Source organism: Neisseria sp. HMSC070A01, from assembly GCF_001810165.1.
Classification (GTDB): Bacteria; Pseudomonadota; Gammaproteobacteria; order Burkholderiales; family Neisseriaceae; genus Neisseria.
In genome coordinates this window covers 105379-118782 of record NZ_KV800120.1, presented here as the reverse complement: position 1 = coordinate 118782, position 13404 = coordinate 105379, and the positions used below count along the sequence as shown (strand labels likewise).

Annotated in this window: 11 protein-coding genes; all 11 read left to right on the top strand. The window is 50.8% G+C overall.

Annotation, left to right across the window (positions count from 1 at the left end; genetic code table 11):
- Nucleotides 1–496 (top strand): tetratricopeptide repeat protein (locus HMPREF2711_RS11100; protein ID WP_168162755.1); only part of this gene is annotated, 496 nt, incomplete at its 5' end.
- 83 nt (nucleotides 497–579) lie between these two features.
- On the top strand, nucleotides 580–1500 hold the full coding sequence (locus HMPREF2711_RS03620; protein ID WP_036493421.1) for an SEL1-like repeat protein: 921 nt from the start codon (nucleotides 580–582) through the stop codon (nucleotides 1498–1500).
- Between the two features lie 44 nt (nucleotides 1501–1544).
- Nucleotides 1545–2882, top strand: coding sequence for a UDP-N-acetylmuramoyl-L-alanine--D-glutamate ligase (gene murD, locus HMPREF2711_RS03615; protein WP_003748291.1), 1338 nt, complete (start codon nucleotides 1545–1547; stop codon nucleotides 2880–2882).
- Nucleotides 2883–3125: 243 nt separating this feature from the next.
- Nucleotides 3126–4622 carry an amidase gene (locus HMPREF2711_RS03610; RefSeq protein WP_070615553.1) on the top strand — a complete coding sequence of 499 codons (1497 nt, stop codon included), beginning with the start codon at nucleotides 3126–3128 and terminating at the stop codon, nucleotides 4620–4622.
- A 271-nt stretch (nucleotides 4623–4893) separates the two neighbouring features.
- Nucleotides 4894–6156: an FtsW/RodA/SpoVE family cell cycle protein gene (locus HMPREF2711_RS03605; protein ID WP_003748295.1), complete on the top strand. Its 1263-nt coding sequence runs from the start codon at nucleotides 4894–4896 to the stop codon at nucleotides 6154–6156.
- 4 nt (nucleotides 6157–6160) lie between these two features.
- Nucleotides 6161–7228, top strand: a complete 1068-nt coding sequence (gene murG, locus HMPREF2711_RS03600; protein ID WP_003748297.1) for an undecaprenyldiphospho-muramoylpentapeptide beta-N-acetylglucosaminyltransferase — start codon at nucleotides 6161–6163, stop codon at nucleotides 7226–7228.
- A gap of 165 nt (nucleotides 7229–7393) precedes the next feature.
- A complete protein-coding gene (gene murC / locus HMPREF2711_RS03595; protein WP_003748299.1) occupies nucleotides 7394–8803 on the top strand; it encodes a UDP-N-acetylmuramate--L-alanine ligase in 1410 nt (469 codons plus the stop codon).
- Nucleotides 8804–8891: 88 nt separating this feature from the next.
- Complete coding sequence (locus HMPREF2711_RS03590) at nucleotides 8892–9806, top strand: D-alanine--D-alanine ligase (RefSeq protein ID WP_003748301.1); 915 nt, start codon at nucleotides 8892–8894, stop codon at nucleotides 9804–9806.
- A complete protein-coding gene (locus tag HMPREF2711_RS03585; protein ID WP_003748302.1) occupies nucleotides 9796–10515 on the top strand; it encodes a cell division protein FtsQ/DivIB in 720 nt (239 codons plus the stop codon). The genes HMPREF2711_RS03590 and HMPREF2711_RS03585 overlap by 11 nt, the downstream gene beginning before the upstream one ends.
- Before the next feature lie 74 nt (nucleotides 10516–10589).
- Nucleotides 10590–11843, top strand: a complete 1254-nt coding sequence (ftsA, locus tag HMPREF2711_RS03580; RefSeq protein ID WP_003682483.1) for a cell division protein FtsA — start codon at nucleotides 10590–10592, stop codon at nucleotides 11841–11843.
- Between the two features lie 253 nt (nucleotides 11844–12096).
- Complete coding sequence (gene ftsZ, locus HMPREF2711_RS03575) at nucleotides 12097–13296, top strand: cell division protein FtsZ (RefSeq protein WP_003748303.1); 1200 nt, start codon at nucleotides 12097–12099, stop codon at nucleotides 13294–13296.
- The last annotated feature ends 108 nt before the right edge of the window (nucleotides 13297–13404 follow it).

Below are 13404 nucleotides of genomic sequence, written 5' to 3'. Positions count from 1 at the left end.
GTATCGCAAGGCTGCGGAACAGGGACATGCAGATGCGCAAAATAATTTGGGTGTGATGTATGATAATGGAAAAGGAGTTCGTCAAGACTATACAAATGCGGTGCAGTGGTATCGCAAGGCTGCGGAACAGGGACATGCAGGTGCTCAAATTAATTTGGGTATGATGTATGAAAAAGGGCAAGGCGTGCACCAAAACTATGCAAAGGCAGTGGAGTGGTATCACAAGGCGGCTGAACAAGGACATGCCCAAGCTCAAAATAATTTGGGTGTGATGTACGACAATGGGCAAGGAGTTCGTCAGGACTATGCACAGGCGGTGCAATGGTATCTCAAGGCAGCAGAGCAGGGGTATGCAGATGCTCAATATAATTTGGGTTTGATGTATGAAAAAGGGCAAGGTGTACGTCAAAGTAAAATAGTTGCTAAAGAATGGTTTAAGAAGGCTTGTGCTAATGGAGACAAGCAAAGTTGTGATGTTTATCGCCAATTGGATTAGGCAGGGTATTGAATTTTGCTAAGGGCCGTCTGAAAAAACTAGGATAAAACAGAAACAATAATTTGAATGTAATGGATTTTAAAATGAATAAATTATTAAAAAAAATGATGGTAGCCTTGCTGGTTTTCGGTATAGGACAAACAGTGTATGCGGAAGAGGTTCCTGACGTTCAGAAAATTTTGTGGGTGGCGGAACAAGGTTATGTTCCTGCTCAATATATTTTGGGTGTAATGTATGCTGATGGACAAGGCGTGCGCCAAGACTATGCTGAAGCGGTCAAGTGGTATCGTAAAGCAGCGAAACAGGGAGATACCCGAGCACAATCTAATTTGGGGTTGATGTATGTCAACGGAAAAGGTGTGCGCCAGGATTATGCAGAGGCAGTGCGGTGGTTTCGCAAGGCAGCAGAACAAGGGGATGCAGCTGCCCAATCCAATTTGGGTGTAATGTATGTCAACGGACAAGGCGTACATCAAGACTATGCTGAAGCGGCGAAATGGTTCCATAAAGCAGCGGAACAAGGAAGTGCTGAAGCCCAACTTAATTTAGGTGTGATGTATGCTAATGGGCAAGGTATGATCCAAGACTATGTCGAAGCGGCAAAATGGTATAGAAAAGCGGCAGAACAGGGTGATGCTCAAGCCCAATATAATTTAGGTGTGATGTATACCGACGGACAAGGTGTACGCCAAGACTATGTCGAAGCGGTTAAATGGTATCGTAAAGCTACAAAGCAGGGTGATGTCAAAGCCCAATATAATTTAGGTGTGATGTATGCCAATGGACAAGGAGTCCGTCAAAACTATGTGCAGGCAGTGAAGTGGATTGAAAAGGCAGCAATGCAAGGTCATGTCAAAGCCCAATACAATGTGGGTGCAATGTATGCTAATGGACAAGGTGTCCGCCAAAATCTAAGAGTTGCCAAAGCGTGGCTCGGTATGGCATGTAATAACGGTAATCGGCTAGGATGTGACGGTTACCGTCGTTTAGAATCGGGTTATTGAGCGGTTTATGAAATGCCGTCTGAAAAAACTAGGACAAAACCAAAATGACTTTTCAAAATAAAAAAATCCTCGTCGCCGGGCTTGGCGGCACGGGTATTTCCATGATTGCCTATCTGCGCAAAAACGGCGCGGAGGTGGCTGCTTATGATGCGGAGTTAAAACCGGAGCGCGTGTCGCAAATTGGTAAGATATTTGACGGGCTGGTGTTTTATACGGGCCGTCTAAAAGATGCGCTCTCCAACGGTTTCGATATTTTGGCGCTCAGCCCCGGCATCAGCGAGCGGCAGCCGGATATCGAGGCGTTCAAGCAAAACGGCGGGCGTGTGTTGGGCGATATCGAATTGTTGGCAGATGTTGTGAACCGCCGCGGCGACAAGGTGATTGCGATTACCGGCAGCAACGGCAAAACGACGGTAACGAGCCTGGTCGGCTATCTCTGCATCAAGTGTGGTCTGGATACCGTTATCGCGGGCAATATCGGTACGCCGGTTTTGGAGGCGGAATTGCAGCGTGAAGGCAAGAAGGCTGACGTGTGGGTGTTGGAGCTTTCCAGCTTCCAACTGGAAAACACTGAAAGCCTGCGCCCGACTGCGGCGACGGTGCTGAACATCTCCGAAGACCATCTCGACCGCTACGACGACTTGCTCGACTATGCGCATACCAAGGACAAGATTTTCCGTGGCGATGGCGTACAGGTTTTGAATGCGGATGATGCGTTCTGCCGTGCGATGAAGCGTGCCGGGCGCGAGGTGAAATGGTTTTCGTTGGAACACGAAGCCGATTTTTGGTTGGAACGCGAGACAGGCCGCCTGAAACAAGGCAATGAAGATTTGATTTCTACGCAAGATATCCCGCTGCAAGGCTTGCACAACGCCGCCAACGTTATGGCTGCCGTGGCTTTGTGCGAGGCTATCGGTTTGCCGCGCGAAGCATTGCTCGAACACGTTAAAACCTTCCAAGGCTTGCCGCACCGCGTGGAAAAAATCGGCGAGAAAAACGGCGTGGTATTCATCGACGACAGCAAAGGCACAAACGTCGGCGCAACCGCCGCCGCGATTGCCGGTTTGCAAAATCCGCTCTTCGTGATTTTGGGCGGCATGGGCAAAGGGCAGGACTTCACGCCATTGCGCGATGCGCTTGCCGGCAAGGCAAAAGGCGTGTTCTTGATCGGCGTCGATGCGCCGCAAATCCGCCGCGATTTGGACGGCTGCGGTCTGAATATGACCGACTGCGCCACTTTGGAAGAAGCGGTTCAGACGGCATACGCCCAAGCCGAAGCGGGCGATATCGTGCTGCTCAGCCCCGCCTGCGCGAGCTTTGATATGTTCAAAGGCTATGCGCACCGTTCGGAAGTCTTTATCGAGGCGTTTAAGGCTTTGTAAGGTCGTCTGAAACATGAAAAGAGGGTTGGTTTTACCGTAAACCTTGAGCACTATTGGCAAAAAGGTCGTCTGCAAACGTCAAGGCAGTTTCAGACGACCTTTTTGCAGCAACGGTAAACTTGTTCCTTGCCTTTATCCGGTGTTACTGTTTCTTAAAATTTGCCTATGCGGGCAAACAGCGAGGCAGCGGGCAGCTATGCCTGACCGACAAAACGTGTGTTTATCAATCCGAAAGGAAAACCCATGAATTTTCAAGACTACATCCGTTACGATGCCGTCGGTTTGGCAGAGCTGATCCGTAAAAAAGAAGTCTCCGCCGATGAAGTGTTGCAGGCTGCTTTAAACCGCTTGGACGAAGTCAATCCCAAGCTCAATCTGTTGGCGCACGATTTGCGCGAACGCGCGGCGGCGTGGCAGGGGTCTTCTGAAAATGCCGATACGCCGCTGGCGGGCGTACCGTTTTTGCTCAAAGACTTGCTGGCGGATTGGGAAGGCGCGCCGACATGGTCGGGTTCGCGTATGATGCAGTATTACATTGCCAAACAAAACAGCGATTTGACCCAAGCCTATCTCGATGCGGGGCTGCGCGTGTTCGGCAAAACCACTACGCCCGAATGGGGCGCGTATCCCGTTACCGAAACCGAAATTTACGGCATCACGCGCAATCCGTGGCATTTGGATTACACCGCGGGCGGCAGCAGCGGAGGCGCGGCGGCGGCAGTGGCTTCGGGCGTCGTACCCGCAGCGCACGGCAGCGACGGTGGCGGCTCCATTCGCTTACCCGCGCACAACTGCGGCGTGTTCGGGCTGAAACCCACGCGCGGCCGCAGCAGTTACGCGCCGAACGCATCGGAGGCATGGCAAGGTTTGGTATGCGACCATGTGTTGACCCGCAGCGTGCGCGACAGCGCGGTTTTGCTGGACATCGCCGCCCAAACCCAAGCCCGCGCCCTGTATGCCTGCCCGCCGCCGCCCGAAAACGGTTTTGCAGACAGCCTGAAACTAGAAACAGGTCGTCTGAAAATCGCTTTTTGGAAACAGACATGGTTTGGCGGCGGTAACGACGAAGGAACGGAAGCCGCGTTCGCCCATAGTCTGAAACTGATGCAAGACGCGGGACACGAATTGGAAGAAGCCACGCCCGATTTTGCGCCACCCGAACAGCTCAACCGAGCCGCCCGCATCATCGTCATGGGCGAAACGGCAAAACTGTTCTACCAATATCAATACGAAACCGGGCAAAAACTGCCGCACCGCCTGCTTGAGCCGACAACGTGGGCAATGATTGTGCAGGGTCGGCAAATCAGCGCGGGCGAAATGGCATGGGCGCGCGACGTGATGCTGGCGCAGGAACGTGCCGCCACAGCATTTTTCACGCGCTACGACGTGTTGATGACGCCCGTCTGCCCGCGCACCACGCCGAAAATCGGCGAGATGATGCCGCCGCCCGCCGCACAAAAAGCCATGCGCCTGCTGTTTGGCACGCTGCGCTTGGGTTTTCTGTTGAAAAACAACCCGTTTTTAGAAAAAGAAGCCGCCGCCGCGCTGCAATACGTCGGTTATACGTCGCCGCTGAACATGAGCGGCAACCCCGCCATGAGTGTGCCGCTTTACCGGCATAACGGGCTGCCTGTCGGTACCCAGTTCGCCGCTGCACTCGGGCGCGAAGACACGCTGCTTAGCCTCGCCGCGCAGTTGGAACAGATACAGCCGTGGGCGGAAATACCGCAGGTGGTTTAGGGTTTGCATTGGATACAAAACGGTCTGTTTGCCTGAGGAAAAGATTTATAGAAGGTCGTCTGAAAACATAAAAACGTTTTCAGACGGCCTTTTGCCGGTATCAAAGGGTAGGGGAGGGCGCAAAGAACGTCGGAATCAGGCATCTTTAAAGATTCTGAATTGTTGGTTTGGAAATAAACCTTTAAAATAACGTTAATTCATTTTTTCAGACGGCCTCTTGCCCATTAGCAGGCCGTCTGAATATTTTATTCAAGCCGTTACGGATGTTTTCATGATTAGTCTTTCCAAAATGCTTGACCGGCCGATTGCGCGCGATGGTCGGAAGTTTGATGTTTCTCTCTTGTGGATGGTCGTTTTGATGACGACCTTCAGCTTGGTAATGATTTATTCGGCCTCTATTGCGTATGCGGCATCGGATGGGGGCAGCCAGTTTTCTTTTGTGTCCAAACAGGCAATGTTTATCCTGTTTACGGTGGCCATGTGCTTGCCGCTTTTCCTGTTGAAGATGAGCTTTTGGCGGCGGATTATTCCGTTTTATTTTGTCGTTTCCGGTTTGCTGTTGTTGCTGGTTTTGTTTGTCGGCCGTGAGATTAACGGCGCGACGCGCTGGATTCATATCGGACCGCTCAACTTGCAGCCAACCGAGTTTTTCAAATTGGCAACGGTTTTGTATTTGTCCAGCCTGTTTACGCGCCGTGAAGAAATGTTGCGCGATTTGGATTCTTTGGGTTGGTCGTCTTTGTTTACCGGTATTGGCGATTTAGTGTGCAGCCCTTTTAAAAGTGAAGCTTGGGTAAGGGTGAAGGAACGCTTCCGTAAATTTAAAACCCTGATTCTGCCGATTATGTCGGTGGCGGTCGGTTTGGTTTTGATTATGGGCCAGCCGGATTTCGGCTCGTTTGTCGTGATTGTCGTGATTACCATGGGTATGCTGTTTTTGGCAGGCTTTCCGTGGAAGTACTTTGCCGTATTGGTGGCGACCGTTGTGAGCGGAATGGGTTTGCTGATTTTGGCCGCGCCTTACCGTATGGCGCGTGTGGCGGCGTTTTTGGACCCGTGGAGCGATCCTTTGGGCAAAGGCTATCAGCTGACGCATTCTTTGATGGCGATTGCGCGCGGCGGCTGGTTTGGCGAGGGCTTGGGCGCAAGTTTGGAAAAACGTTTCTATCTGCCTGAAGCGCACACGGACTTTATTTTTGCCGTCATCGGCGAAGAATTCGGCTTTTTAGGGATGCTGGTTTTGGTGTTCTGCTACGGCTGGCTGGTGTGGCGCGCGTTTTCCATCGGCAAACAGGCGCGTGATTCGGGCTTGATGTTCAGCGCGTACATCGCCAACGGCATCGGTATTTGGATTGGTATTCAAAGTTTCTTCAATATCGGTGTAAACATCGGTATCCTGCCCACTAAAGGCCTGACTTTGCCGTTTATGTCTTATGGCGGTTCGGCTGTCTTTATCATGCTGGTGTGCGTTACTTTGTTATTGCGCATTGATTATGAAAACCGCCAAAAAATGCGCGGTTATTCAGTGGAGTAAAACCATGAGCGGTAAAACTTTTATGCTGATGGCCGGCGGTACGGGCGGTCATATTTTCCCTGCATTGGCGGTTGCCGAGTCGCTGCAAAAGCGCGGCCATCATGTGATTTGGCTGGGCAGTAAAGATTCGATGGAAGAGCGCATCGTGCCGCAATACGGCATACGCTTGGAAACGCTGGCCATTAAAGGCATCCGCGGCAACGGCATCAAGCGCAAGCTGATGTTGCCGTTTACGCTGTATAAAACCGTCCGCGAGGCGCAGCAGATTATTAAGAAACACCGTGTCGAGTGCGTTATCGGTTTTGGCGGTTTCGTTACTTTCCCCGGCGGCGTGGCGGCAAAAATTTCCGGGGTGCCGATTGTGATTCACGAGCAAAACGCCGTAGCCGGTTTGTCCAACCGCCAACTGTCGCGTTGGGCAAAACGTGTTCTGTATGCTTTCCCCAAAGCCTTTCAACATGAAGGCGGATTGGTGGGTAACCCTGTCCGTGCCGATATTGCGGCATTGCCTGTTCCCGAAGAACGCTTTGAAAACCGTCAAGGCCGTCTGAAAGTTTTGGTGGTGGGCGGCAGTTTGGGTGCGGATGTGTTGAATAAAACCGTTCCGCAAGCTTTGGCATTGTTGCCTGAAGCGGCCCGTCCGCAGATGTATCATCAGTCCGGCCGCAATAAATTGGGCAACCTGCAGGCGGATTACGATGCGTTGGGTGTGCAAGCCGAGTGCGTGGAGTTTATTACCGATATGGTATCCGCCTACCGTGATGCCGATTTGGTAATTTGCCGTGCCGGCGCGCTGACGATTGCCGAGCTGACGGCTGCGGGTTTGGGGGCGCTACTGGTGCCGTATCCGCACGCGGTGGACGACCACCAAACAGCCAATGCGCGTTTTATGGTGCAGGCTGAAGCCGGTTTGCTGCTGCCGCAAACTCAACTGACGGCAGAAAAACTGGCCGAAATCCTCGGCGGATTAAACCGTGAAAAATGCCTGAAATGGGCGAAAAATGCCCGTACCTTGGCGTTGCCGCACAGTGCGGACGATGTGGCGGAAATTGCCATATCCTGTACCGAATAAGCAGGCAGACTTTGTTCAAGGCCGTCTGAAAAGTTGATTAACGGCGTTTCAGACAGCCTTTATTGCTTTTGTTAAAATTCCTTTACAATAAAAGCATAGCGCAGAAGCGGATAGCCCTTTAAAATAACGCCTTTACGCACTAAAAACCAACCGGAACGCAACATTATGATGAAAAATCGAGTCACCAACATCCATTTTGTCGGAATCGGCGGCGTCGGCATGAGCGGTATTGCCGAAGTTTTACACAATTTGGGCTTTAAAGTTTCCGGTTCGGATCAGGCGCGTAATGCCGTTACCGAGCATTTGAGCGCTCTCGGCATCCAAGTTTATCCCGGCCATACTGCCGAACACGTCAATGGTGCCGACGTGGTTGTTACCTCTACCGCCGTCAAAAAAGACAATCCCGAAGTCGTTGCTGCGTTGGAACAGCAGATTCCCGTGATTCCGCGTGCACTGATGTTGGCAGAATTGATGCGCTTCCGCGATGGTATCGCCATTGCCGGTACGCACGGCAAAACCACAACCACCAGCCTGACTGCTTCTATTCTCGGCGCTGCAGGACTCGACCCGACTTTCGTTATCGGCGGCAAGCTCAACGCCGCGGGTACCAACGCCCGTTTGGGTAAAGGCGAATACATTGTTGCCGAAGCCGACGAATCCGATGCTTCTTTCCTGTATCTGACGCCGATTATGTCCGTCGTAACCAATATCGACGAAGACCATATGGACACTTACGGACACAGCGTTGAGAAACTGCATCAGGCGTTTGTCGACTTCATTCACCGTATGCCGTTTTACGGCAAAGCCTTTTTGTGTATCGACAGCGAACACGTCCGCGCGATTTTGCCGAAAATCAGCAAACCTTACGCCACTTACGGCTTGGACGATACTGCCGATATCTACGCGACCGATATTGAAAACGTCGGTGCGCAAATGAAATTTACCGTTCATGTTCAAATGAAAGGACATGAGCAAGAGCCGTTTGAAGTTGTTTTGAATATGCCCGGCCGCCACAACGTCCTCAATGCGTTGGCAGCTATCGGCGTTGCGCTGGAAGTTGGTGCATCGGTTGAAGCTATTCAAAAAGGCTTGCTCGGCTTTGAAGGTGTCGGCCGTCGTTTCCAAAAATATGGCGACATCAAATTGCCAAACGGCGGAGCCGCGCTGCTGGTGGATGATTATGGGCACCATCCTGTCGAAATGGCGGCAACTCTGGCCGCCGCACGCGGCGCATACCCTGAAAAACGCTTGGTCTTGGCTTTCCAACCGCACCGCTATACCCGCACGCGCGATTTGTTTGAAGACTTTACCAAAGTCCTCAATACTGTCGATGCGCTGGTGTTGACCGAAGTTTATGCCGCAGGCGAAGAGCCGATTGCTGCAGCCGATTCCCGCGCCTTGGCACGCGCCATCCGCGTATTGGGCAAACTTGAGCCGATTTACTGCGAAAACGTTGCCGATTTGCCGCAAATGCTGCTGAATGTTTTGCAAGACGGCGATGTTGTACTGAATATGGGTGCCGGCAGCATCAACCGCGTTCCGTCTGCATTGGTGGAATTGTCGAAACAATCATAATAAACAGGCATATTTGCCTTTGAGGACACATAGGTCGTCTGAACAATATTTCAGACGGCCTGTATCAGTATTTAAGAAAGTAGAAATTATGCAGAATTTTGGCAAAGTGGCCGTGTTGATGGGCGGCTTCTCCAGCGAGCGCGAAGTTTCTCTAGACAGCGGCGCCGCTATTTTGGCTGCCTTGAAAAGCAAAGGCGTGGATGCCCATGCGTTCGACCCCAAAGAAACCCCGTTGTCTGAATTAAAAACACAAGGTTTTCAGACGGCCTTCAATATTTTGCACGGCACTTTCGGCGAAGATGGCGCGATTCAAGGCGCATTGGAACTGATGGGTATTCCTTATACCGGCAGCGGTGTGGCCGCTTCCGCACTGGGTATGGACAAATACCGCTGCAAACTGATTTGGCAGGCCGTGGGTTTGCCTGTTCCTGAATTTGCCGTATTGCATGACGACAGCGACTTTGATGCCGTTGAAGAAAAATTGGGCCTGCCGATGTTTGTGAAACCCGCCGCGGAAGGCAGCAGCGTCGGTGTTGTAAAAGTCAAAGAAAAAGGCCGTCTGAAAAGCGTTTACGAAGAATTGAAACATTTGCAGGGCGAAATTATTGCCGAACGCTTTATCGGCGGTGGCGAGTATTCTTGCCCGGTATTGAACGGCAAAGGTCTGCCGAGCATTCATATTATTCCGGCTACCGAGTTTTACGATTACGAAGCCAAATACAACCGCGACGATACGGTTTATCAATGCCCGTCGGAAGATTTGAGCGAGGCAGAGGAAAACCTGATGCGTGAACTGGCCGTGCGTGGCGCGCAGGCGATTGGTGCGGACGGTTGTTCGCGCGTGGACTTTCTGAAAGATACGGACGGTAAGCTGTATCTTTTGGAAATCAATACCTTACCCGGTATGACCAGCCACAGTTTGGTGCCAAAATCTGCAGCCCATACCGGCGTAGATTTTGCTGATTTATGTATTGAGATTTTGAAGACCGCTCATGTGGGATGATGCAGGCGCACTGGGTCGGCTGACCCGCCGGCTATTGTTGCTGATGGCCTTTCTGCTGATAGGTTCGGGCATAGCTTGGCTTTACAATTCCAAATATTTCCCTGTGAAACAGATTGCCATTCAGGGCAAGCTGAAATATGCTTCCGGCAAAGAATTACAAACCGTTGCAAGAGAGCATATCAGAGGTAATATGTTCCGCGCCGATATTGATTCGGCGCAGGCCGCTTTTCAGGAGTTGCCTTGGATTGACTCGGCAATGGTGCGCCGCCGTTTTCCGGAAACCGTGGAAATTATCCTGACCGAGCGCGTGCCGGTTGCACACTGGCGCGCTGGCGGCTTGGTGGATAGTAAGGGTAATGTGTTTGCCGCAAGCCTGAAACAGGACCTGCCTATATTTGAAGGGCAGCAGGGGACAGGCAAAGACATGGTCAAACATTATGCGGACTTTTCCGGTATTTTGAGTCCGTTGAAACTGACCATTAAAGAATTGATCTACACGCCGCGTTCGGCATGGCTGCTTGTATTGAACAACGGCATTACCGTGCGTTTGGGGCGTGAAAACGAAATCAAACGTTTGCAGCAGTTTGCCCAGATTTGGCCGTCGTTGCTGCGTAAAAAACAAAGTCGTATCGAGTATATCGATATGCGTTATAAGGATGGTTTTTCAGTCCGTTACAGGCCGTCTGAAAATCCTTCCGACAGTGAATAGCCGATTAGACGTGAAGCAATCTTGTTTCAAAAATAATCAAACCGTCAGTCAGACAACATAGCGAACGAGCAATTATGGAACAACAACAAAATAAATATATCAGTGCCTTAGACATTGGTACGTCCAAGGTCATCGCCTTAATCGGCGAGATTCGGGAAGATAATGAAATCCACATTGTCGGCTTGGGCCAAAGTCCTTCACGCGGCCTGCGTGCAGGTATGGTGACCAATATCGACGCTACCGCGCAAGCCATTCGTCAGGCGGTAGAAGATGCCGAGTTGATGGCAGATACCAAAATTTCCCACGTTGTTACCGGTATTGCCGGTAACCATATCCGCAGCCTGAATTCACAAGGCGTGGTCAAAATTAAAGATGGCGAAGTATCGCAAGCCGACATCGATCGTGCCATCGAAACGGCCAAAGCCATCAATATTCCGCCTGATCACAATATCTTACATACCGTGGTTCAAGAGTACATCATCGACAACCAACCCGGTGTGAAAGAGCCTATCGGCATGAGCGGCGTGCGTTTGGATACCCGTGTACACATCATTACTGGTGCGAACACTGCTTTGCAAAATATCCAAAAATGTATCCAACGCTGCGGCCTGCAAATGGATCAAATCATGCTTCAGCCTTTGGCGAGCGGTCACGCCGTTTTGACTGAAGACGAAAAAGATTTGGGTGTGTGCGTCATCGATATCGGTGGTGGTACAACCGACATCGCGGTTTATACCAATGGCGCCATCCGCCATACCGCGGTTATTCCCGTTGCCGGCGATTTGATTACCAAAGACTTGGCGCAAGCCCTGCGTACGCCGCACAGTGCAGCCGAGTACATCAAAATCCATTACGGTGCCGCCATTCCGACTATGGACGGCTTGGATGAAATGATTGAAGTTCCTAGTGTTGGTGACCGTCAATCACGTCAAATTTCACGCCGCGTATTGGCTGAAATCATCGGCCCGCGCGTAGAAGAGATTTTGGAATTGACGCTGAACGAATTGCGCCGTTCCGGCTTCCCTGAAGAAGTGCTGACTTCCGGTATCGTTTTGACCGGCGGTGCTTCTATGTTGACCGGTATTGTTGAGTTGGCGGAAGAAGTCTTTAATTTGCCGGCCCGTATCGGTGTTCCGCAGGAAATGGGCGGCGTATCCGAGCGTATCCGCAATCCACGCTATTCAACAGCAATTGGTCTGCTTCAGACGGCCTATGCTGCTGAAGAGGGTGAACAAACCAGCCGAACCGGTGCGATTGCCCTGAATGATTCAGGCAAAAAAATGGGTCTGTGGGAAAAAATCCAAAGATTCTTCAGAGACAATTTCTGATAAAAGCGTTCAGGGCAGGTGGTGTAAAATCCGTTTGTCCTGAATATTTAAGTAGAATTTAAACGGTTTTAAATAATTGCTAAGTGAATAATTTAAGACTTGTATATTTTCTGTTAAAAATTGTAGTAAAAATATAACGCCGACAGTCGGATGATAAGAAGATTTTTGCCAGTATCAGGATACTTCTTATATAATACGGATAATAAGTTATTTTTGAACCGTCCTTATAAAGCGGGGCGCGGAGGATTATTGAATGGAATTTGTTTACGACGTAGCAGAATCAGCAACAAGCCCTGCTGTTATTAAAGTTATCGGTTTGGGTGGCGGCGGCTGTAATGCCATCAACAACATGGTTGCCAACACTATTCATGGTGTTGAGTTCATCAGTGCCAATACCGATGCGCAATCATTGGCTAAAAACAATGCGGCTAAACGCATTCAATTGGGTACAAACCTGACTCGCGGTTTGGGTGCCGGTGCAAATCCTGAAATCGGTCGCGCCGCTGCTCAAGAAGATCGCGAAGCCATCGAAGATGCCATCCGCGGTGCAAATATGCTGTTCATCACTACCGGTATGGGTGGCGGTACAGGTACCGGCTCTGCTCCTGTTGTGGCTGAAATCGCTAAAGAAATGGGTATCCTGACCGTTGCGGTTGTAACCCGTCCGTTTGCTTACGAAGGCAAACGCGTACACATTGCTCAAGCAGGTTTGGATCAGCTCAAAGAGCGCGTTGATTCCCTAATTATTATCCCGAATGACAAATTGATGACTGCCTTGGGCGAAGACGTGACCATGCGTGAAGCTTTCCGTGCGGCCGATAATGTACTGCGTGACGCGGTTGCCGGTATTTCCGAAGTGGTGACTTGTCCTAGCGACATGATCAACTTGGATTTCGCCGACGTGAAGACCGTGATGAGCAATCGCGGTATCGCCATGATGGGTTCTGGTTTCGCACAAGGTATCGACCGTGCCCGTTTGGCCACCGATCAGGCTATCTCCAGCCCGCTCTTGGATAATGTTACTTTGGATGGTGCACGCGGTGTATTGGTAAACATTACCACTGCTCCTGGCTGCCTGAAAATGTCTGAGTTCAACGAGATTATGCGTATCGTCAACCAAAATGCACACCCTGAAGTGGAATGCAAATTTGGTGCTGCCGAAGATGAGAGCATGAGCGAAGACGCTATCCGTATTACCATCATTGCTACCGGCTTGAAAGAAAACGGTACTGACAACCAACTGCGCGCTGCTGCCCGTACCCAACAATTGGTACGCGGTGCGGAAGAAGCGCCTCAAGCTCAAAGCCAAAGCAGTGCTGAAAGCCTGGTTCGTACCAACCGCAATATCCGTTCTATGAATCTGACTGCGGCTGATTTCAGCAACCAGTCTGTACTGGATGACTTTGAAATTCCAGCAATCTTGCGCCGTCAGCAACACACTCCTGAGAAATAATCAGGATAAGGTATGAAAAGACCTGCCTTTAAGGCAGGTCTTTTTTATTGGCAAAATAAACTCAAGGCCGTCTGAAAATTTTCAGACGGCCTTGAGTTTCAAATAAAG